The organism is Pseudomonas sp. HMSC067G02 (assembly GCF_001813485.1).
Classification (GTDB): Bacteria; Pseudomonadota; Gammaproteobacteria; order Pseudomonadales; family Pseudomonadaceae; genus Pseudomonas; species Pseudomonas aeruginosa.
The window spans coordinates 29,739-49,588 of record NZ_KV812679.1 but is presented as its reverse complement, the minus strand read 5'-3'; the positions used below and the strand labels follow the sequence as shown (position 1 = coordinate 49,588).

The following is a 19,850-nucleotide window of genomic DNA, read 5'->3' as shown; positions in this document are numbered from 1 at the left end:
ATGCAGCGACTCTTCGTCTACGGCAGCCTCGGCCCCGGCCGTCCCAACGAACACCTGATGCAGAAGATCGGCGGGCAATGGCAGGCGGCCAGCCTCCGCGGTCGCCTGCTGGAAAAGGGCTGGGGCGCCGGGATGGGCTTTCCGGGCCTGGCGATCGACGCCGACGGCGAGGAAATCCACGGCCATGTGTTCGTCTCCGACCGCCTCGCCGAGCACTGGCCCGCGCTGGATGAATTCGAAGGCACCGAATACCGGCGCGTGGCGACCCGGGTAACGCTGGCCGACGGCGCCCAGGTCGATGCCTACGTCTACGCCCTGCGCGACTGAACGCTTGCCGGCGACCTAGGGATTCGCACGCAAAGCGCGCAGGGTCTTCGCGAGGACCCCGACCGCCGCCTCCAGCTCGTCCGTGGTGTAGGCGGCGAAGCCCATCAGGAAACCCGCTCGCGGTGGCGCGGCGAGATGCAGGGCGCTGAGCCCGACCAGCTCGACACCGGCGCGGTATGCCGCCGCGATGGCGCGCGTTTCGTCGATTTCCGCGCAGAGCAGCCCGGGCATCTGTAGCCCGCCGGCCGGCACGCGCGGCTCGACCAGGCCGCCCAGACGCTTGCCTACCCGCTCCGCGAGGAATCCCAGGCGCTCGCCGTAGAGGTTGCGCATGCCGCGCACGTAGGCGCCGAAGTGGCCGCCGGCGATGAAGCGCGCCAGGGTCAGTTGCGCCAGCGAGGCGTTGTGCCCGTCCTGCAGGGAGCGGGCGACGGTCATCGGTGCCACCAGCGCCGGCGGCAGGACCATGTAGCCGATGCGCAGGCCGGGAAACAGCGACTTGGTGAACGTGCCGATGTAGAGCGTCCGCTCGTGGACGTCCAGGCCTTGCACGCAGGCGGTGGGCCGGCCGGCGTAGTGGAACTCGCTGTCGTAGTCGTCCTCGATGATCCATGCCTGCTGCCGCTGCGCCCATTCGATCAGCGCCAGGCGACGCTCCAGCGACAGGGTCACGCCGGTCGGGTAATGGTGCGACGGGGTCAGGCACAGCGCCCGCGCCGCCTGCGGCTGGGCGAGGATCGGCTCGGGCCGCAGGCCCTGTTCGTCGACCGGGACCGGCAGGCACTCCAGGCCTGCGGCCTCGAAGGCCTTGCGCGCGCCGTAGTAGGCCGGGTCCTCGACGAATATCCGCTCGCCGGCGTCGAGCAGCACGCTGGCGCAAAGACCCAGCGCCTGTTGCGAACTGGTCAGCACCAGTACCCGGTCGGCCGTGGCGCGTGCGCCACGCTCCAGGTTGACGTAGTCGGCGATCGCCTGGCGCAGCGGTTCGGCGCCCTGCGGGTCGCCGTGGGTCAGGGCGCGCGCGCCATATTCCTTGAGGACCTGGCGCTGCAGGCGCTCCCAGGTCGCCAGGGGAAAGGGGCGGGTCTCCGGCACGCCGGGAGCGAAGGGGCGCGGGACGAGCTGCTCGCGAACCCCGCCGCCAGCCTGCATCGCCTCGCCACGCCGGCTCAGTCGCGGCGCGCCGCCGACCCGTCGTGGAGCGCCCGCACCGCGCCGGCCGGGGGACAGCCGGGTAGCCGCGGCCACCACGCTGCCGCTGCCGACCCGACGCTCGATGAAGCCCTCGGCATGCAGGTGCGAATAGGCCGCTTCGACGGTGTCGCGGGATACCCCCAACGACTGCGCCAGCGCCCGCGAGGCCGGCAACGGATTGCCCGGCGCCAGGGCACCGTCGAGGATCAGTTGGCGGATCGCGCGCTGGATTCGCGCATGCAGCGGCAGGGCCTGGAGCTGTGGATGGAGGAGTCGCGCCTTGACCGATTCGAGCAGTGATTGCCTGAACAAATGGTCTGCCCTCGATCATCTAATTGGTGGGATATGGCAAGCCATTAGGCAGCTATAAAAACACCCGGGTCAAGACCCTCGGTCCCGGCCTACGCCGGATCGCCCCATCAAGCCAAAGAAGGAAGCACTGGATGCAATCCCTGCACACACTGGTATCGGTACGCCCCGTGGCACACGAGGACTTCGAGCAGTGGCTCGAACACTGGAAGGCCTACCAGGCGTTCTATGAAGTCGAACTCTCGGCACAGACCACCGAGGCCACCTGGCGGCGCTTCTTCGACGAGGGCGAACCGATGCACTGCGCCGTGGCCAGCGACGGTCGCCGCCTGCATGGCATCGTCAACTTCCTCTACCACCGCTCGACCTGGGCGGCACAGGACGTCTGCTACCTGGAAGACCTCTATGTCTCGCCCGACGTGCGCGGCCAGCAGATCGGCAAGCAGTTGATCGAGTACGTCCGCCGGCAGGCCGAGGAACGTCGCTGCGCGCGGCTCTACTGGCATACCCAGGAAAGCAACCACAGGGCGCAGCGCCTGTACGACTGGGTGGCGGACAAGCCGGGCGTGATCGAATACCGCATCGAGCTCTGAACCGACCGCGCGACCGGAGCCTCGGCGCGGCGGACCCTCGACGCGGTTCTCAGTCCCAGGCCGGCGCCAGGCCCTGCGGACTGACCTCGCGGCCGTTACGCTCGAGGCCGGCGATGCGCGCCATGTCCTCGGCGTCCAGGCGCAGGTCGCGCGCCAGCAGGTTGCTGGCGAGGTTCTCGCGGCGGGTCGAGGACGGAATCACCGCGTAGCCCAGTTGCATCGCCCAGGCCAGCGCCACCTGGGCGACCGTGGCCCGGTGCCTGGCGGCTATCCCGGCCAGCGTCGGGTCCTTCAGCACCTTGCCGTAGGCCAGGGTCATGTACGAGGTGACCGCGATGCCCTGCTCCTCGAGGTAGGCGGTCAGCGCGCGGTTCTGCAAGTAAGGGCTGAGTTCGATCTGGTTGGTGGATATCTCGCCCGCACCGACCGCGGCGATGGCCTGGCGGGTCAGTTCGATGTTGAAGTTGGAGACGCCGATCCGCCGGGTCAGGCCCAGGGACTTGGCTTCCGCCAGCGCCGCCATGTACTCCGCCAGCTCGACGCCGTTGCCGGGTGCCGGCCAATGGATCAGGACCAGGTCCAACCGGTCGGTGCGCAGTTTCTCCAGACTCTCGCGCAGGCTGGCGAGCAGCTTTTCGCAGGCGTAGTTGTCGACCCAGACCTTGGTGGTGAGGAACAGCTCGGAACGCGGTACGCCGCTCTCGGCGATCGCGCGGCCGATATCCGCCTCGTTGCCGTAGATCTGCGCGGTATCGATGGCGCGATAACCCAGCTCGAGGGCGCTGCGCACCGAGTCGACGACGACCTGGCCGGTGAGGCGGAAGGTGCCGAGACCGAAGGACGGGAGGGGGTGGATGGTGGAAGACATGGCTGCGCTCCGTGGGCGGGATGGCTCGAATGAAGCGCAGTGTGGCGGCTTACATCTCTTCGATTAAGACCCGAATCGAGCAAATTCATTTGCGTTGGAATCACGAATCCAGGCGGCCTTCACGGGAGGTATCCAGCGGAAATTCCTGCCAGCCGCTGGCAGAACGCAGTTCATCGGATTCCCGCGAATAGTACTGATAACGATAATCTCTATCATTTACTCCATTTTTACATTTACATACACTTGCCCCGCCGCGAATTCCTACGCCGGTTTCCCACATAAACAAGAAACGCAGCCGGTCGCGCCAACGGCCTGCCTGCGCCGCCATCCAGGACACTGCAGATGAAACACGTCGTTTCCAGTGCGTTATTGCTCGGTCTCTCCTCGCTTTCCCTGGCCGCCCAGGCCGCTCCCATCGCCCTTGACCTTCCCGCCCAGCCCCTGGCCGCATCCCTCGAGCAATTGCAGGGCGCCAGCGGCCTGCGCATCCGTTTCGACCGCGCGGCCGTGGCCGACCGGCGCGCACCGGCCCTACGCGGCACGCTGGAGCCGAGCGAGGCACTGCAGCGTCTGCTCGCAGGTTCCGGACTGAGCGGGGAGGTACGGGGCGGCGACGCCTGGGTCGAGGCCGCTGCGACAGGTGCCGGCATCGCCCCCGGCGACAGCGTCGACCTCGGCGCGCTCAGCGTGGTCGCCACCCAGGACCCGGCCACCGCCGCCATCACCGAAGACAGCGGCTCCTACACCACCCGGGCGATGCGCACCTCGACCAAGCTGGCGATGTCGATCCGCGAGACCCCTCAGTCGGTCAGCGTGGTCACCCGCCAGCGCATGGACGACCAGGGCATGCGCGACCTAAACGACGCGGTGAAGGGCGTCACCGGCCTCACCGTGCAACAGTACGGGCCGGCCCGGGTGAAGTACGCGGCGCGCGGCTTCGACGTCGACAACATCATGTACGACGGCCTGCCGACGAGCATTTCCACCTATACCCAGGACGTCATTTCCGCCGCCGACCTGGCCATGTTCGACCGCGTCGAAGTGGTGCGCGGTGCCACCGGCTTGATGCAGGGCGCAGGCAACCCGGCGGCGGCGATCAACATGGTGCGCAAGCGTCCGACCCAGGACTTCCGCGCCTCCCTGCAAGGCAGCGTCGGCACCTGGGACCGCTATCGCAGCGAGGCCGACGTTTCCGGTCCGCTGAACAGCGAAGGAACCCTGCGCGGCCGCGCGGTGGTCGCCTACCAGAAAGGCAACAGTTTCCAGGACCACGTCAGCAGCGAACGCGGCGTGTTCTACGGGATCGCCGAAGCCGACCTGAGCCCGGACACCACCTTCGCCATCGGCGCCTCGAACCAGAACGACAACCGCAACGACAACTGGGTAGGCCTGCCCAGCCCGCTGGGCGGCCGCCACCTGGACCTCAAGCGCTCGTCCTACTACGGCGCCGACTGGTCCTACTGGGATACCGACACCACCCACCTGTTCAGCGACCTGACCCACCGCTTCGCCAACGGTTGGCAGATGAAGCTGGCCGCCGACAAGCTGTGGGCGCGAATCAACATGCTCGGGCTGTACAACGACTGCTACTACTCGACCACCGGCTGCGCCAGCATGACCCAGAACCCCGGCGACTACAGCTACACCGACGACCACGACAGCTATGACGCCTATGCCAACGGTCCCTTCCAGTTGCTCGGCCGCGAGCACGAGCTGGTGGTCGGCGCCAGCTATCGCCAGGAACGCTTCGACGGCCACGGCGGCTGGGGCAGCCTGTTCAACAAGGACGGCACCCCGACCGGGCCGATGGACCCGACCCAGTGGGACCCGAGTTCGACCCTCAAGCCGAGGCTGAACACCAGCCTGTGGGGCATGAAGCTCGACCAGGAACAGAAAGGCGCCTACCTCACCACCCGGTTGAACCTCGCCGACCCGCTGAAAGTGATCCTCGGCGGGCGCCTGGACTGGTATAAGGCCGACGCCGATACCGACAGCTACAAGGTCACCCGCAACGTCACCCGCTATGCCGGGGTGATCTACGACCTGAACCAGACCTACTCGGTCTACGCCAGCTATACCGACATCTTCAAGCCGCAGAGCAACTTCGACGCCGGCGGCGGCCTGCTCGACCCGATCACCGGCAAGAACTACGAGATCGGCCTGAAGGGCGAACACTTCGGCGGCGCGCTCAATTCGCAGATCGCGCTGTTCCAGATCGACCAGGAAAACCGCGCCACCGAGGACGTCGGCGGCCCCTCGCCATGCCCCTTCAGCCCCACCTCGCGCTATTGCTCGCGCGCTTCGGGCAAGGTCCGCAGCCAGGGCGTCGACCTGGAGCTGAGCGGTGCGCTGAGCGACGACTGGCAGATGATGGCCGGCTATACCTACGTCGACGCCAAGTACAAGCACGACAGCAACAAGGCCAACGAGGGCAAGCCATTCGACGCGGCCAAGCCACGCCACCTGTTCAAGCTCGCCACCAGCTACACGCTACCCGGCGAACTGCACAAATGGCGCGTCGGCGGCGACCTGGCCACCCAGAGCAAGACCGAGGACAGCAGCACCGGTTTCCAGCAGGGCGGCTACACCGTGGTCAACGCCATGCTCGGCTACAAGGTCAGCGAACGGATCGACACACGGCTGAACTTCAACAACCTGTTCGACAAGTACTATTACAGCGGCATCGACTTCGGCAACCTCAACTACGGCGAGCCGCGCAACCTGATGTTCACGGTGAAGTACTCGCTCTGATCCCGGACCGCCGGCGTGCCTCCGCAGGTGCGGCGGCGGTGTCCGAACGGCCCTTCGAGGCGCCTCAGCAGGGCCGATAGCGGCGCTCGAACTCGCTCGCCAACTGCTCCAGCGTGACGCTCCCCAGGCGCTCCAGGAGCAACGCCTGCGCCGCCTCGAACGCCTCGCCGAGCGCTTCGTTGACCGCCTGCTCGACCAGGCATTCCGGATGATCGGTAGACAGGCCGATGGCGAAGATCGAGGACGCTCCCAGCGCCTGGTGGATATCCAGCAAGGTGATGTCCGCCAGCGGCTTGGCCAGCCGCCAACCGCCGCGATGGCCCTTCTCCGAACTCACGTAGCCTTCGTTCTTCAGCAGCGCCATGGTCCGTCGCACCACCACCGGGTTGGTGCCGAGCATCTGCCCGATGGCTTCGGAAGTCGCCGGCCCTTCCTGGCGGGCCATATGGATCAGCACATGGAGCATGCGCGAGAGGCGGGTGTCGTTTCTCATGGACGGCGGACTCGTGGAGACGGAAAAGCCATGAGTATCTCTCGCTACAGAAAAAGTTACGAGAGCGTTGACAAACGCCGTTCATGAAACTTACGTTGTTGCGTGACTATCCGAATGGGAGATACGCCATGACTTTCGACGTGATCATCGTGGGCGGCAGCTACGCCGGCATCTCCGCGGGCATGCAACTGGCGCGGGCGCGGCGCAGGGTGCTGGTGATGGACACGGGACTGCGGCGCAACCGCTTCGCCCGGGCCTCCCACGGCTTTCTCGGCCAGGACGGCCGCGACCCGGCGGCCATCGTCGATGACGCCCGCGCCCAGTTGCTGGCCTATCCCAGCGTCGAGTGGCTGTCCGAAGCCGCCGTCGCGGCGAAGAAGGAGGCTGACGGTTTCGTGGTGAAGGCCGCCAACGGAGAACGCTTCACCGCGCACCGGCTGATCCTCGCCAGCGGGGTCGCCGACGAGCTGCCGGAGATCCCCGGTCTTGCCGAGCGCTGGGGACGGCACGTGTTCCATTGCCCGTATTGCCACGGCTACGAACTGGACGGCGGGCCGATTGGCGTACTGGCGGCCTCACCGCTGGCCATCCACCACGCCCTGATGTTGCCCGACTGGGGAGCGACCACCTTCTTCCTCAACGGCGTCTTCGAACCGGATGCCGAGCAAATGTCCAGGCTGGACCGGCGCGGCGTGGCGATCGAGCGCGAAGCCGTGGTCGCGCTGGGCGGCGCGCGCGCCGACGTGACCCTGGCCAGCGGCCGCACGATTACGCTCGCGGGGTTGTTCACCCAGCCGCGTACGCGCATGGCCAGCCCGCTGGCGGCGTTGCTCGGCTGCGAGTTCGAGGACGGGCCGAGCGGGCCGTTCATCAGGACCGACGGCATGCGCGAAACCAGCGTTCCCGGCGTCTTCGCCTGCGGCGACGCGGCGCTGGCGGCCGGCAACGTCGCCATCGCGGTGGGCGACGGCGCACGCACCGGTGGCGCGGCGCATCATTCGCTGCTGTTCCGCTGACGCCGGAGGCTGACAGGCCAAGGATCCGGCCCACCGCCCGGCAAATCTTTCGAACTCCCCGGCGTTCCGGCTTTCCACTCTCCTGCATGTCACGCCACGGCGCCCGCTACGAGCGCCCCAGCAGAGGAGAAAACCATGAGCGCGAAGCTGCAAGGCAAGAACGTCCTGGTCATCACCGCCAACACCGGCATCGAGCGCGACGAGCTGCTCGAACCGCTGAAGACCCTGAAGCGACAGGGCGCCACGGTCACCCACGCGACCATCGAGGGCGGCGAAGCGCAGACCTGGGTGCACGACAGCGAGAAGGACCTGATCGTCAATTCCGACGCCAGGCTGCAAGGCCTGCGCGCCGAGGACTACGACTTGCTGCTGGTCCCCGGCGGCACGGTGAATGCCGACACCCTGCGCCAGGACAGCGAGGCCCGGCGCCTGGTCAGGGAATTCAGCGACGCAGGCAAGACGGTCGCCGCCATCTGCCACGGCCCCTGGCTGCTGATCGACGCCGGTGTCGCCCGCGGCAAGACCCTGACCTCCTATTCCAGCGTGCGTATCGACCTGACCAACGCCGGCGCGGACTGGGTCGACACGCGGGTGAAAGTCTGCCCGGCGCACGGCTGGACCCTGATCACCTCGCGCAACCCGGGTGACCTGCAGGCGTTCAACGAAGCCATCGGCGAAGCCCTGCAGGCGGCCGCCTGATCGTCATTCGCGGAGACAAGCGGTGGACACCCTGAAGATCGCCACCTTCAACGTCAACGGCATCCAGACCCGGCTGGCCGCGCTGCTGGCCTGGCTGGAGCGGGAAGCGCCGGACATCGTCTGCCTGCAGGAACTGAAGACGCCCGACGCGCGCTTCCCCGCCGCGGCGCTGGAGAGGGCCGGATACGGCGCGATCTGGCAGGGCCAGTCGGCGTGGAACGGCGTCGCCATCCTCGCCCGCGACAGCCAGCCGCTGGAGGTACGCCGCGGCCTGCCGGGCAACGCCAGCGATCCCCACAGCCGCTACCTCGAAGCGGCCGTCGACGGCCTGCTGGTGGCCAGTCTTTACCTGCCCAATGGCAATCCCCAGCCGGGACCGAAGTTCGACTACAAGCTGGCCTGGTTCGAGCACCTCATCCGCCACGCCGCCGAGCTGATGGAGAGCGGCCATCCGGTGGTGCTGGCCGGCGACTTCAACGTGGTGCCCAGCGACTTCGATATCTACGACACCCGCTCCTGGAAAAAGGACGCCCTGCTCCAGCCGGAGTCCCGCGAGTGCTTCGAGCGCCTCCTGCGGCAGGGCTGGGTGGACGCGCTACGCCAGCGTTTCCCCGACCGGCGCCTCTATACCTTCTGGGACTACTTCCGCCAGCACTGGCAACGCGACGCCGGGCTGCGCATCGACCACCTGCTGCTCAGCGCCAGCCTGGCGGACCACCTGGAAGACGCCGGGGTGGATCGCTGGGTGCGCGGCGAGGAGCACGCCAGCGACCACGCGCCGGCCTGGGTAAGCCTGCGGCGTCCCTCAGAGCCCCGGCGCTAGCCGAGCTGGCCCCGGCACTGCGCATCGGCTCTCACCGCCCCTCCGGCAACCTCGCCACCACCTTGATCTCGAAGCTGAAGCCATACAGCCAGTTCACCCCCACCGCCGTCAGCGTGGGGTACGGCGCCTCGCCCCAGTACTCCGGGACGATCTTCCAGATGCGCTCGAAGTTGGCCTCGGCGTCGACCATGAACACGGTGACGTCGAGCACATCGTCGAACCCGCAACCGGCCGCGGCGAGCACCGCATTCAGATTGTCGAAGGCGCGGCGGACCTGGGTCTCCAGCTCGGGTTCGGGAGAGCCGTCGTCGCGGCTGCCGACCTGGCCGGAGACGAACAGCAGGCCGTCGCTGCGGACCGCCGGGGAATAGCGGTTGCGCTCGTAGAGGGCCTGGCGGCCGGCGGGGAAAACCACGTCGCGTACAGTCATGCGATACCTCCATCCTGGGGCTCCCGGCCCCGTCATCGTCGATGGAAGAACGGTAAGGTCGTGCGCGCCGTGGATAAACGCGCAACCCTGGCCATGACTGTTTGTAGAATCCAAACAATCCCCGACGACCCGGAGTCCCGATGGACCGTTTCGATGCGATGCAGGCCTTTGCCCGTGTGGTGGAGACCGGCAGCTTCACCAAGGCGGCGGAGACGCTGCACATGAGCCGCACCAGCGTCACCCAGTTGGTCCAGCAACTGGAAGCGCGGCTGCGGGTACGCCTGCTCAACCGCACCACGCGCAAGCTCAACCTGACCGCCGACGGCACCGCCTACTACGAGCGGGTGATACGCCTGCTGGCGGAACTGGACGATGCCGAGACCAGCCTCTCCAGCGCCGCCCTGGCGCCCCGCGGGCGTCTCCGGATCGACGTGCCGAGCCCGCTGGCGCGGCTGCTGCTGATCCCGGCGTTGCCCGAGTTCCATGCGCGCTATCCGGATATCCAGATCGACCTGGGCGTGAGCGATCGGCTCGTCGACCTGATCGACGAGAACGTCGATTGCGTCATCCGCGGCGGCGAACTGCGCGACCAGTCGCTGATGGCGCGGCGGGTCGGCGACCTGCAACTGGGGGTCTACGCGGCACCGGCCTACTTGCAGCGCGCCGGCGTGCCGAGCCACCCGCGCGAACTGGAGGACAGCCACCAGCGCATCGTCGGCTTCCTCTGGGCGCGCACCGGCAAGGCCCTGCCCTACGCCATGCACAGGGGCGAGGAAAGCCTGCGGGTGGCGGGCCGCCATGTGCTGGCGGTGGACGACGGCAACGCCTACCTGGCGGCCGGGCTGGCCGGCCTGGGCATCCTCTGGCTGCCGCACTACATGGCGCGTGAGCCCCTCGCCCGCGGCGAGCTGCTGCCGCTGTTCGAGGACTGGAGCCTGGAGCCGATGCCGCTGTACCTGGCGTTCCCGCCGAACCGCCACGTCAGCGGCAAGCTGCGGGTGTTCATCGAGTGGGTCGCCGAACTGATCGCGCGGCATGCGCCGCCGTTGCATCCGCCGCTCTGAAACAAAGACGGAGGCGTATCCTGGAAAACCCTGGAGTAATGGTAAGCGGCCAGGGCTCTATATATGCCCCGCGATTATAAAGATGACTGATACGACCATAAGCCGGATATCCTGGAATTCAACCAAGCCGACATCGGAACGGTTTCCGAGCGATGAATGAAAGATTCACTCAGCCTTATATTCAGGACTGGTCAAACCGGATAACTTGAAAATCCGGATTTCGTTAACCCGATCACATCGATAGATGCACCAGCAAAGCACTCGCGCACTACACCCTGCACCTCTCTGAAGCAAGCCGAAGGCTCTATAGCGGCACTCCAGACCAAACTTTAGTTGGTAGATAGAGCACTCCAACATCAATGACAAGTGAGGGGAATAGCTATCTATTCTGCTATCCATAAACGCTTCTTCATATTTAATAGCTAGCAGAAACGAATATAAAAAATATTTGAATGACTCCGTCACCCCTGCATATCTTTCGCCACGCGAACGATTAAGGAAGTTGCCCTCCCCAAACTGAAGGAGTCGATTCATGCATAAGAGAACGTACCTGAATGCATGCCTGGTTCTCGCGCTGGCTGCGGGCGCGAGCCAGGCCTCGGCCGCGCCCGGTGCGAGCGAAATGGCTGGCGACGTCGCCGTGCTCCAGGCTTCTCCGGCGAGCACCGGCCACGCCCGCTTCGCCAACCCCAACGCGGCGACCTCGGCGGCCGGCATTCACTTCGCCGCGCCCCCCGCCCACCGCGTGGCCCGCGCCGCGCCGCTGGCGCCGAAACCGGGTACGCCGCTGCAAGTAGGCGTGGGCCTGAAGACGGCGACTCCGGAAATCGACCTGGCAACCCTCGAATGGATCGACACCCCGGACGGGCGCCACACCGCGCGCTTCCCGATCAGCGCCGCGGGGGCCGCCAGCCTACGCGCCGCGATTCGCCTGGAAACCCGCAGCGGCTCGCTGCCCGACGACGTGCTGCTGCACTTCGCCGGCGCCGGCAAGGAAATCTTCGAGGCCAGCGGCAAGGACCTCTCGCTCAACCGTCCCTACTGGAGCCCGGTCATCGAGGGCGATACCCTGACCGTCGAACTGGTGCTGCCGGCCAACCTGCAACCGGGCGACCTGCGCCTGTCGGTACCCCAGGTATCGTATTTCGCCGACTCCCTGTACAAGGCCGGCTACCGCGACGGCTTCGGCGCCAGCGGCAGTTGCGAGGTGGATGCGGTCTGCGCGACCCAGAGCGGCACGCGGGCCTACGACAACGCCACAGCCGCGGTGGCGAAGATGGTCTTCACCAGCTCGGCGGACGGCGGCAGCTACATCTGCACCGGCACCCTGCTGAACAACGGCAACTCGCCCAAGCGCCAGCTGTTCTGGTCGGCCGCGCACTGCATCGAGGACCAGGCCACCGCCGCGACGCTGCAGACCATCTGGTTCTACAACACCACCCAGTGCTACGGCGACGCCTCGACCATCAACCAGAGCGTCACCGTGCTGACCGGCGGGGCGAATATCCTGCACCGCGACGCGAAGCGCGACACCCTGCTGCTGGAACTCAAGCGTACTCCGCCGGCCGGCGTGTTCTACCAGGGCTGGAGCGCCACGCCGATCGCCAACGGCTCGCTCGGCCATGACATCCACCATCCGCGCGGCGACGCCAAGAAGTACTCGCAGGGCAACGTCTCGGCAGTGGGCGTCACCTACGACGGGCATACCGCCCTGACCCGCGTCGACTGGCCGTCGGCGGTGGTCGAAGGCGGCTCGTCCGGCTCGGGCCTGCTGACCGTCGCCGGCGACGGTTCCTACCAGCTACGCGGTGGCCTGTACGGCGGCCCCTCGTACTGCGGCGCGCCCACCTCTCAGCGCAATGACTACTTCTCCGATTTCAGCGGCGTCTATTCGCAGATCTCCCGCTACTTCGCGCCCTGAGGCCAGCCAGGCTATCGATCGCGCACCGGCGGATAACCGCGCAGCGGTTATTCGCCCTACGCCTGGATCGGCGCGTGAAAGTGCAGCTTCTTTCATCGGTCCGGAACAGGTGCCAACGGCATTATCCGCCGTTTATCCCGCGCAGCGGTTATTCGCCCCACACCCGGATTGGCGCGTGGAAGTGCGGCTTCCTTCATCGGTCCGGGACAGGTAGGGCGCATAACGCCAACGGCGTTATCCGCCGTTTACCCCGTGCAGCGGTTATTCGCCCCACGCCCGGATCGGCGCGTGGAAGAGGGGCGTTATGCGCCGCCGCACGTTCAGTCCTGGCGGCTGGTGACTTCCAGCAGGTGGTAGCCGAACTGGGTCTTCACCGGGCCCTGGACCACGTTCAACGGCGCGCTGAAGACCACCTGGTCGAACTCGCGGACCATCTGGCCGGGGCCGAACGAGCCCAGGTTGCCGCCGTCGCGGCCGGAGGGGCAGGTGGAATGCTCGCGGGCGACTTCGGCGAAATCCGCACCACCTTCGATGGCGGTTTTCAGTTCGTTGCACTTGGCTTCGCTGGAAACCAGGATGTGGCGGGCAGTGGCTCGGGCCATGGGGAAATACTCCTAGGGTGAAACGGCAGAGCCTAGCAGACATCGACGCCAGCACCGACAGCCCACGATCGGAGGAGGCGCTCGACAAGCGTGGCGCGGGCTGCTTGACTCGCCGCCTTTGCGAATCCGGGAACGCCTTCCGATGAGCCAGACTTTCCACGGCAGTTGCCTGTGCGGCGCGCTGCGCTACCGCCTGTCGTCGCCCCCGCGGGCGCTCTCCCACTGTCATTGCAGCCAGTGCCGCAAGGCCCATGGGGCGGCATTCGCCAGTTATGGCAGCGTCCCCGTCGCGGACCTGCACATCGACCGCGGCGCCGACCTGCTCGCCGCGTTCAGCTCCTCCCCCGCCGTGCTCCGGCGCTTCTGCTCGCGCTGCGGCTCGCCGCTGTTCTGGTCAAGGAGCGAAGGCAAGTTCGCCGACTGGGTATCGGTCGCCCTCGGCAGCCTGGACACGCCCTTCCCGGCGGCGAAACAGAAGCATGTCCAGGTCGCGTCGATGGCCTGCTGGTACCGGATAGCCGACGACTGGCCGCGGTTCGACTGAAGTCCGCCCGCGATCCGCCGGCCGGTGCCTGTTTTTTCGCCGGCAAGGCCCGGGCCTGGGGTACCATGCCGCGCCCTTCGCCGCCGGTCCTTGCCGCCCATGTCCGCCACCGCGCTGTACACCGACCTGTCCCACTATTACGACCTGATGTGCGCCGACATCGACTACCAGGCGCAGAGCCACTGCGTGCGTCGCCTGCACCAGTTGTTCGGCAACCAGGGCCGGCGGCACCTGGACCTGGCCTGCGGTACCGGCCCGCACGTGCGGCACTTCCTCGATTTCGGCTATCGCAGCGCCGGCCTGGACATCAACCAGCCGATGCTCGACCTCGCCCGACAACGCTGCCCCGAAGCGCACTTCAGCCGGCAGGACATGGCCGGCTTCCAGGTGGACGAGCCGCTGGACCTGATCACCTGTTTCCTCTATTCGATCCACTACAACGCAGGGCTGGAGCGCTTGCGCGCATGCCTGGCCAGCGTGCATGGCGCACTGGCGGATGGCGGCGTGTTCTGTTTCAACACGGTGGACAAGGGGCAGATCGACAATCGCTCGTTCGTCCGCCATTCCGTGGAGCATCGAGGCAGCCGCTTCACCTTCGGTTCCGGCTGGTACTACAGCGGCGAGGGCGAGCGCCAGGCGCTGCGCCTCGGTATCGAGAAAACCACGGACGGAACGACCCAGACCTGGGAGGACGAACACCCCATGGTCGCCCTCAGCTTCGCCGAGCTGCAGCACCTGTTGCAGACGCATTTCGAGGTGCAGGTCTTCGAACACGACTACGAACGGATCACGCCCTGGGCCGGCAGCTCCGGGAATGCCCTGTTCGTCTGCGTGAAGCGCTAGCCTCCGGATATCCTGGCGCAAACGTGACGATCAGGCTGGCACGGGCGGGGCAGCGTTTCACAGGGGGCTGCGGAGGATTCTTCGTCGCTTTCGGCACGCTGCGTCCGACCCGCTAGAGGCCTGCCTGGCCGACGATCCGTGCGCGCCTTCTCGGCTAGACCAAGGTCGCAAAGACCCCGCCGACCATCTGTGACACCTTCGCGCGCTTTTTTACCCCCCGCTGTCGAGAGTCACCGCATGTCCGCCCCGTTTTCCCCCCGTTCGCCCCGCACCCTTCGCGGCCTGGGCGCCCTCGCCCTGTGCGGCGGATTCGTCGCCCCGGCCCCTGCCGCCTTCCTCGAGGACGGCAGCGCGCGCCTGGAAGCGCGCACCGTCTACTTCAACCGCGACTTCCGCGACGGCAGCTCGGCCAACCCGCAGGGCGCCTCCAAGCGCGAGGAAGCCGCGCAGGGCTTCATCCTCGACCTGCGCTCGGGCTATACCGAGGGCGCGCTGGGCTTCGGCGTGGATACCCTGGCGATGCTCGGGATCAAGCTCGACTCCAGCCCCGCGGACAGCAACAGCGGCCTGCTGCCTTCCAGCGGCCACGATCCGCGTCGCTCGGTCGACCAGTACGCCAAGGCCGGCGTCGCCGGCAAGATGCGCTTCTCGCAGACACAGTTCAGATACGGCGCGATGCTGCCGGACATGCCGTTGCTGAAATACAACGACGGACGCCTGCTGCCGACCCTGTTCCACGGCGCCCAGCTGACCAGCGAGGAGATCGCCGGGCTCAGGCTCTCCGCCACCCGCCTGGAGCGCTACACCGCGCGGGACTCCAGCGATGCCCAGGACATCCGCCTGCACTGCAAGAACAAACGCTACGCCTGCGACACCACCGGCAACCGCTTCGACACCTACCAACTCGACTACCAGGTCAACGACGGCCTGCTGTTGCAATACGCCCAGGGCGGCCTGCGCAACGTCTATCGCCAGCGCTACCTCGGTGCCGTGGGCAAGCGGCAGCTCGGCGCCGGCAAGCTGAGCGCCGACCTGCGCTGGTTCGACAGCGAGGACGCCGGCGCGGCCCGCGCCGGCAAGATCGACAACCGCGCCCTCAGCCTGCTGCTCGCCTACGCCGAGGGCGGCCACACGCTCAGCGCCGGCTGGCAGCGGATGAACGGCGCCAGCTCGATGCCCTACCTCGACGGCAGCAATCCGTACCTGGCCAACTACCTGCAGGTGAACGACTTCGCCAACCCCGAGGAACGCTCCTGGCAACTGCGCTACGACTTCGACCTGCGCAGCGTCGGCGTGCCCGGCCTGAGCTTCATGACCCGCTACGTCAACGGCGACCATATCCGCCTGGCCAACGGCGACGAGGGCAAGGAATGGGAGCGCGACATCGAGCTGAAGTACGTGGTGCAGAGCGGCCGCTTCAAGGACCTCAGCCTGCGCCTGCGCAACGCCACCTACCGCACCGACTTCGAGCGCTCGGCGCGCGACGTGGACGAGGTGCGCCTGATCGCCAGCTACAACCTGTCGCTGTTCTGAGCCGTCGCGCCGGAACGCACACCGGCGCGACGCTCCGGCGGTTCAGACCGCCAGGGCGCGTTCGCGCAGCTCGACGTTGAGGATGCGGTCGTTCTCCGAGTAATCCACCGGGCAATCGATCACATGCACCCCGGGCGTGCCCAGGCAGCGCTCCAGCAACGGCAGGAAGCCCTCGGCGCTGTCGACCCGGTGGCCGTGGGCGCCGTAGGCCTCGGCATAGCGCACGAAGTCCGGGTTGCCGTAGTCCAGCCCGAAGTCGGCGAAGCCCATGTTCGATTGCTTCCAGCGGATCATCCCGTAGCCGTTGTCGCGCAGGATGATCACCGTCAGGTTCATCTTCAGCCGCACCGCGGTTTCCAGTTCCTGGCTGTTCATCATGAAGCCGCCATCGCCGCACACCGCGACGATCGGCCGGTCCGGGTAGACCAGGTGCGCGGCCATCGCCGAGGGCAGGCCGGCGCCCATGGTGGCGAGGGCGTTGTCCAGCAGCACGGTGTTGGGCATGTGCGCCTTGTAGTTGCGGGCGAACCAGATCTTGTACATGCCGTTGTCCAGGGCGACTATGCCCTGCGACGGCAACGCCCGGCGCACGTCGGCCACCAGGCGCTGCGGATAGAGCGGGAAGCGCGGGTCGTCGGCGCCTTCGGCGACCTGCGCCTCGTTGGCCTCGCGGATCGCCAGCAGGCGGGTGAAGTCCCAGTGCGCGGTATCGTCCAGCGCCTCGCCGATCTGCCAGATGGCGTTGGCGATGTCGCCCACCACTTCGATCTGCGGGAAATACACCGGGTCCACCTCGGCGGAACGGAAGTTCACGTGGATCACCTCGGTACCGCCGCGAACCATGAAGAACGGCGGCTTCTCGATCACGTCGTGACCGACGTTGACGATCAGGTCGGCCGCCTCCACCGCGCGATGCACGAAGTCGCCGGCGGACAGCGCGGCGTTGCCGAGGAAGCGCGGGTGACGCTCGTCGACCACACCCTTGCCCATCTGGGTGGTGACGAAGGGAATGCCGGTCTTGTCGATCAGTTGCTTGAGGACCTTGGCGGTCATCTTGCGGTTGGCCCCGGCGCCGATCACCAGGATCGGGCTGCGCGCGGCGCGCAGCTTCTCCACCGCGGCGCAGATCGCCTTGTATTCCGCCAGCGGCCGGCGGCTCAGGCTCGGCGGGATGGGCAGGCTGTCGGTCTGCTCGGCGGCGATGTCCTCCGGCAGCTCCAGGTGCACCGCGCCGGGCTTCTCTTCCTCGGCCAGGCGGAACGCCTCGCGGACCCGCGAGGGAATGTTGTCGGCGGAGGCCAACTGGTGGGTGTACTTGGTCAGCGGCTGCATCATGCCGACCACGTCGAGGATCTGGAAGCGGCCCTGCTTGGACTTCTTGATCGGCTTCTGCCCAGTGATCATCAGCATCGGCATGCCGCCCAGGTAGGCGTAGGCGCCGGCGGTGACCAGGTTGGTGGCGCCCGGGCCGAGGGTCGACAGGCTGACCCCGGTCTTGCCGGTGAGGCGCCCGTAGGTGGCGGCCATGAAGCCGGCCGATTGTTCGTGGCGGGTGAGCACCAGCCGGATCTGCGACTTGCGCAGGGACTCCAGCAGGTCGAGATTCTCCTCGCCGGGAATTCCGAAGACGTACTGCACGCCCTCGTTTTCCAGGCATTGCACAACCACATCGGCTGCCTTGGCCATCTGCGTTCTACCTCGGGTGGTGGCGGTTCTGACCGCTCGAACACTGCGCCCCTCGCGTCTCGCTGTCCAGCCCCTCCCGGCCGGCGGAAGGCTCTGGCGCCGGCTTCGCCGGCAAGCGAACGCCGCTCCCGCCATTAGAGCAGCTGAACCCGACCACCCGATCATCAGCACAGCTAATAATTCATTCGCTGATTTCATGGTGAGGGCGGAGCCCGGATGGTAGAAATCCACCTACCGCTTTACGCGCCGCGCCCCCTCCATCTCACCGAACCCTGAAGACGACCATGCCCGAGCACGCCCCGATCCTCCCCGTCATCGCCGCCGAGGTGGCCGCCCTCGCCCCCGGTTTCCGCGCCCTGAGCCTCACCGTCGAGGCGGCGCCGATCGTTCGTCCGGAAATCGCCGGCCGCGCCGTGGAGCGCGCCTGCCAGGCGCTGGCGCGTGGCGAACCGGACTGGGCCGAGGCGCACCTGGCAGCCTGGGCCGAGGCGTTCCGCCGCTTCGGCGCCAAGCCGCAGCGTACCCCCTGCTCCGCCGAAGCCCTGCGCAAACGCGCGCTGCGCGACGGCGGGCTGCCGAGCATCGACCCGGTGGTGGACCTGTACAACGCCATCAGCGTGCAATTCGCCATTCCGGTAGGCGGCGAGAATCTCGCCGCCTATGCCGGCCCGCCGCGCCTGGTGGTCGCCGACGGCAGCGAGACCTTCGACACCCTGAAGAACGGCGAGGCGCTCGACGAATCCCCCGACCCCGGCGAGGTGGTCTGGCGCGACGACCTCGGCGTCACCTGCCGCCGCTGGAACTGGCGCCAGGGCGTGCGCACCCGCCTGGATGCCAGCGCCCGGCGCATGTGGTTCATCCTCGAGAGCCTGCCGGAAATGCCGCTGGCGGCCCTGCACGAAGCGGGCGGCCTGCTGCTCGACGAATTGCGCCTGATGATGCCCGGCATGCGCGCCGACTCGCGCCTGCTGTGCGTGGCGACGGAACCCACCGACAGCGTATAAGGACCCAGTCCCCGAGGAGAACAGAACATGTACCTGCCTTCGCATTTCGAAGAGTCCGACCCGCAGGCGCTGCACGCGCTGATCCGGGACTATCCGCTGGGCCTGCTGGTCAGCCACGGCGAAGCGGGCCTGGACGCCAACCACCTGCCGTTCGAGCTGAGCCCGGCAAAGGGCGCGCAAGGCACCCTGGAAGCCCATGTCGCGCGCAACAACCCGGTTTGGAGCGAGCTGCGCGACGGCGACGAGGTGCTGGTGGTGTTCCGCGCCGGCGATGCCTACATCTCGCCGCAGTGGTACCCGAGCAAGCAGGAGCACCACCGCCAGGTGCCGACCTGGAACTACCGGGTGGTCCACGCCCACGGCCGGGTGCGGATCCGCGACGACGAACGCTATGTGCGCGGACTGGTGGCGCGCCTGACCCGCACCCACGAGGCGACCCAGGAAACGCCCTGGAAAATGACCGACGGCCCCGCCGACTACATTGACGAGATGCTCCGGCTGATCGTCGGCATCGAAATCGAGATCACCCGCCTGGTCGGCAAGTTCAAGCTCAGCCAGAACAAGGAAGCCCGCGATATCCGCGGCGCCAGCGCAGCGCTGCTGGCCCGCGGCGAACAGGCGATCGGCGCGGCCATGGACGATTGCGCCGCCCGGCGCGACGGCTGAGGTTCAGGCCTCGCCCGGTTGCGGCCGGTGGTGGACGAACTCGACCACCGTGCCGTCCGGCAGCAGCGCATTGAAGCAGGCGCCGGTGGGCGCGCGCGCCGGCCCGAAGATGATCTGCGCGCCGGCAGCCAGCAACCGCCGGTGATAGGGCTCGATGTCGTCCACCAGCAGGGTGCCGGTGGTGCTGCGGAACGGCGCCAGCGCCTCGTCGCTGCCCTCCAGCAGGAGGAAGGCGCCGACTGCGGCGAGTGTCAGGCGTTTCTCGGGAAAGTCGAAGCGCATGTCGTGGGCGACGCCCTGCAGGTCTTCGTAGAAAGCGATGGCCGCATCGATGCTGCCCGGTTCCAGGTAGACACGGATGAACACCCGCGGCTCGGCGAAACCGGACGAGTCGTTGACGCGACGCCAGAGAAAAGGCTGGGACATGGCGCAGGACCTCCGCAGGCCAGGGCGAAAGGTCCGTTCTAGCATGCCGGCCGCGTCC

The 19,850-nt window shown here is 67.3% G+C and carries 20 protein-coding genes; 13 read left to right on the top strand and 7 right to left on the bottom strand.

The features are described from left to right. Entirely contained in the window at positions 1-327 is a 327-nt protein-coding gene (locus HMPREF2914_RS14715) for a gamma-glutamylcyclotransferase family protein (RefSeq protein WP_003093540.1), read from the top strand. A gap of 15 nt (positions 328-342) precedes the next feature. Here HMPREF2914_RS14715 and HMPREF2914_RS14710 read toward each other — a convergent pair whose 3' ends face one another. Beyond that, positions 343-1,833 (bottom strand): MocR-like pyridoxine biosynthesis transcription factor PdxR, encoded by a 1,491-nt coding sequence (locus HMPREF2914_RS14710; protein WP_023092401.1) that lies wholly within the window; start codon positions 1,831-1,833, stop codon positions 343-345. A 131-nt stretch (positions 1,834-1,964) separates the two neighbouring features. Here HMPREF2914_RS14710 and HMPREF2914_RS14705 point away from each other — a divergent pair, with 131 nt between their 5' ends. Beyond that, the gene (locus tag HMPREF2914_RS14705; protein WP_003110534.1) at positions 1,965-2,423 is read left to right on the top strand and encodes a GNAT family N-acetyltransferase; all 459 of its coding nucleotides are present in this window, start codon (positions 1,965-1,967) and stop codon (positions 2,421-2,423) included. A gap of 49 nt (positions 2,424-2,472) precedes the next feature. Here the strand turns inward: HMPREF2914_RS14705 and dkgB are convergent, their stop codons facing one another. Continuing rightward, positions 2,473-3,291: a 2,5-didehydrogluconate reductase DkgB gene (gene dkgB, locus HMPREF2914_RS14700; RefSeq protein ID WP_003093545.1), complete on the bottom strand. Its 819-nt coding sequence runs from the start codon at positions 3,289-3,291 to the stop codon at positions 2,473-2,475. Between the two features lie 342 nt (positions 3,292-3,633). On the opposite strand from dkgB, the gene HMPREF2914_RS14695 reads away from it, so the two are divergent. Further along, positions 3,634-6,042 carry a TonB-dependent siderophore receptor gene (locus tag HMPREF2914_RS14695; RefSeq protein ID WP_003110536.1) on the top strand — a complete coding sequence of 803 codons (2,409 nt, stop codon included), beginning with the start codon at positions 3,634-3,636 and terminating at the stop codon, positions 6,040-6,042. 64 nt (positions 6,043-6,106) lie between these two features. Here the strand turns inward: HMPREF2914_RS14695 and HMPREF2914_RS14690 are convergent, their stop codons facing one another. Continuing rightward, positions 6,107-6,535, bottom strand: coding sequence for an Rrf2 family transcriptional regulator (locus HMPREF2914_RS14690; protein ID WP_023092400.1), 429 nt, complete (start codon positions 6,533-6,535; stop codon positions 6,107-6,109). Positions 6,536-6,618: 83 nt separating this feature from the next. Here HMPREF2914_RS14690 and HMPREF2914_RS14685 point away from each other — a divergent pair, with 83 nt between their 5' ends. From HMPREF2914_RS14685 to xth, 3 genes are all read left to right on the top strand, one after another. After that, positions 6,619-7,551, top strand: a complete 933-nt coding sequence (locus tag HMPREF2914_RS14685; protein WP_004346014.1) for an NAD(P)/FAD-dependent oxidoreductase — start codon at positions 6,619-6,621, stop codon at positions 7,549-7,551. A 135-nt stretch (positions 7,552-7,686) separates the two neighbouring features. Beyond that, complete coding sequence (locus HMPREF2914_RS14680; protein ID WP_023092399.1) at positions 7,687-8,250, top strand: DJ-1/PfpI/YhbO family deglycase/protease; 564 nt, start codon at positions 7,687-7,689, stop codon at positions 8,248-8,250. 22 nt (positions 8,251-8,272) lie between these two features. Continuing rightward, entirely contained in the window at positions 8,273-9,073 is an 801-nt protein-coding gene (gene xth, locus HMPREF2914_RS14675) for an exodeoxyribonuclease III (RefSeq protein ID WP_003110540.1), read from the top strand. A gap of 31 nt (positions 9,074-9,104) precedes the next feature. On the opposite strand, the gene HMPREF2914_RS14670 is transcribed toward xth, so the two are convergent. Then, positions 9,105-9,503, bottom strand: a complete 399-nt coding sequence (locus HMPREF2914_RS14670; RefSeq protein ID WP_003101334.1) for a RidA family protein — start codon at positions 9,501-9,503, stop codon at positions 9,105-9,107. Between the two features lie 140 nt (positions 9,504-9,643). Between HMPREF2914_RS14670 and HMPREF2914_RS14665 the strand changes: the two genes are divergently transcribed. Further along, positions 9,644-10,567 (top strand): LysR family transcriptional regulator, encoded by a 924-nt coding sequence (locus tag HMPREF2914_RS14665; protein WP_023092398.1) that lies wholly within the window; start codon positions 9,644-9,646, stop codon positions 10,565-10,567. A 532-nt stretch (positions 10,568-11,099) separates the two neighbouring features. Then, on the top strand, positions 11,100-12,488 hold the full coding sequence (gene piv / locus HMPREF2914_RS14660; protein WP_023092397.1) for a protease IV: 1,389 nt from the start codon (positions 11,100-11,102) through the stop codon (positions 12,486-12,488). A gap of 320 nt (positions 12,489-12,808) precedes the next feature. On the opposite strand, the gene HMPREF2914_RS14655 is transcribed toward piv, so the two are convergent. Continuing rightward, entirely contained in the window at positions 12,809-13,090 is a 282-nt protein-coding gene (locus HMPREF2914_RS14655) for a peptidylprolyl isomerase (protein WP_003093561.1), read from the bottom strand. Between the two features lie 142 nt (positions 13,091-13,232). Here HMPREF2914_RS14655 and HMPREF2914_RS14650 point away from each other — a divergent pair, with 142 nt between their 5' ends. The 3 genes from HMPREF2914_RS14650 (at position 13,233) to HMPREF2914_RS14640 (ending at position 16,010) form a co-directional block, all read left to right on the top strand. Next, entirely contained in the window at positions 13,233-13,634 is a 402-nt protein-coding gene (locus HMPREF2914_RS14650) for a GFA family protein (protein WP_009313292.1), read from the top strand. Between the two features lie 99 nt (positions 13,635-13,733). Beyond that, complete coding sequence (gene eftM / locus HMPREF2914_RS14645) at positions 13,734-14,477, top strand: class I SAM-dependent methyltransferase EftM (protein ID WP_003093564.1); 744 nt, start codon at positions 13,734-13,736, stop codon at positions 14,475-14,477. Positions 14,478-14,714: 237 nt separating this feature from the next. Next, positions 14,715-16,010 carry an OprD family porin gene (locus tag HMPREF2914_RS14640; protein WP_023092396.1) on the top strand — a complete coding sequence of 432 codons (1,296 nt, stop codon included), beginning with the start codon at positions 14,715-14,717 and terminating at the stop codon, positions 16,008-16,010. A 42-nt stretch (positions 16,011-16,052) separates the two neighbouring features. Here the strand turns inward: HMPREF2914_RS14640 and HMPREF2914_RS14635 are convergent, their stop codons facing one another. Then, positions 16,053-17,696, bottom strand: a complete 1,644-nt coding sequence (locus HMPREF2914_RS14635; protein ID WP_003093568.1) for an acetolactate synthase large subunit — start codon at positions 17,694-17,696, stop codon at positions 16,053-16,055. Between the two features lie 284 nt (positions 17,697-17,980). Here HMPREF2914_RS14635 and HMPREF2914_RS14630 point away from each other — a divergent pair, with 284 nt between their 5' ends. Next, entirely contained in the window at positions 17,981-18,700 is a 720-nt protein-coding gene (locus HMPREF2914_RS14630) for a B3/B4 domain-containing protein (protein WP_023092395.1), read from the top strand. Positions 18,701-18,727: 27 nt separating this feature from the next. Further along, positions 18,728-19,366, top strand: coding sequence for an FMN-binding negative transcriptional regulator (locus HMPREF2914_RS14625; protein ID WP_003112977.1), 639 nt, complete (start codon positions 18,728-18,730; stop codon positions 19,364-19,366). Between the two features lie 3 nt (positions 19,367-19,369). Here HMPREF2914_RS14625 and HMPREF2914_RS14620 read toward each other — a convergent pair whose 3' ends face one another. Next, positions 19,370-19,837 carry a VOC family protein gene (locus HMPREF2914_RS14620; protein ID WP_003118992.1) on the bottom strand — a complete coding sequence of 156 codons (468 nt, stop codon included), beginning with the start codon at positions 19,835-19,837 and terminating at the stop codon, positions 19,370-19,372. Between the last annotated feature and the right edge of the window lie 13 nt (positions 19,838-19,850).

Excerpts from the sequence above, each read along its gene's own strand:
- HMPREF2914_RS14715 (WP_003093540.1), top strand. The coding sequence starts at position 1 with ATGCAGCGACTCTTCGTCTACGGCAGCCTCGGCCCCGGCCGTCCCAAC.
- HMPREF2914_RS14705 (WP_003110534.1), top strand. The coding sequence starts at position 1,965 with ATGCAATCCCTGCACACACTGGTATCGGTACGCCCCGTGGCACACGAG.
- dkgB (WP_003093545.1), bottom strand. The coding sequence starts at position 3,291 with ATGTCTTCCACCATCCACCCCCTCCCGTCCTTCGGTCTCGGCACCTTC.
- HMPREF2914_RS14695 (WP_003110536.1), top strand. The coding sequence starts at position 3,634 with ATGAAACACGTCGTTTCCAGTGCGTTATTGCTCGGTCTCTCCTCGCTT.
- HMPREF2914_RS14690 (WP_023092400.1), bottom strand. The coding sequence starts at position 6,535 with ATGAGAAACGACACCCGCCTCTCGCGCATGCTCCATGTGCTGATCCAT.
- HMPREF2914_RS14685 (WP_004346014.1), top strand. The coding sequence starts at position 6,619 with ATGAAACTTACGTTGTTGCGTGACTATCCGAATGGGAGATACGCCATG.
- HMPREF2914_RS14680 (WP_023092399.1), top strand. The coding sequence starts at position 7,687 with ATGAGCGCGAAGCTGCAAGGCAAGAACGTCCTGGTCATCACCGCCAAC.
- HMPREF2914_RS14670 (WP_003101334.1), bottom strand. The coding sequence starts at position 9,503 with ATGACTGTACGCGACGTGGTTTTCCCCGCCGGCCGCCAGGCCCTCTAC.
- HMPREF2914_RS14665 (WP_023092398.1), top strand. The coding sequence starts at position 9,644 with ATGGACCGTTTCGATGCGATGCAGGCCTTTGCCCGTGTGGTGGAGACC.
- piv (WP_023092397.1), top strand. The coding sequence starts at position 11,100 with ATGCATAAGAGAACGTACCTGAATGCATGCCTGGTTCTCGCGCTGGCT.
- HMPREF2914_RS14655 (WP_003093561.1), bottom strand. The coding sequence starts at position 13,090 with ATGGCCCGAGCCACTGCCCGCCACATCCTGGTTTCCAGCGAAGCCAAG.
- HMPREF2914_RS14650 (WP_009313292.1), top strand. The coding sequence starts at position 13,233 with ATGAGCCAGACTTTCCACGGCAGTTGCCTGTGCGGCGCGCTGCGCTAC.
- eftM (WP_003093564.1), top strand. The coding sequence starts at position 13,734 with ATGTCCGCCACCGCGCTGTACACCGACCTGTCCCACTATTACGACCTG.
- HMPREF2914_RS14640 (WP_023092396.1), top strand. The coding sequence starts at position 14,715 with ATGTCCGCCCCGTTTTCCCCCCGTTCGCCCCGCACCCTTCGCGGCCTG.
- HMPREF2914_RS14635 (WP_003093568.1), bottom strand. The coding sequence starts at position 17,696 with ATGGCCAAGGCAGCCGATGTGGTTGTGCAATGCCTGGAAAACGAGGGC.
- HMPREF2914_RS14630 (WP_023092395.1), top strand. The coding sequence starts at position 17,981 with ATGCCCGAGCACGCCCCGATCCTCCCCGTCATCGCCGCCGAGGTGGCC.
- HMPREF2914_RS14625 (WP_003112977.1), top strand. The coding sequence starts at position 18,728 with ATGTACCTGCCTTCGCATTTCGAAGAGTCCGACCCGCAGGCGCTGCAC.
- HMPREF2914_RS14620 (WP_003118992.1), bottom strand. The coding sequence starts at position 19,837 with ATGCTAGAACGGACCTTTCGCCCTGGCCTGCGGAGGTCCTGCGCCATG.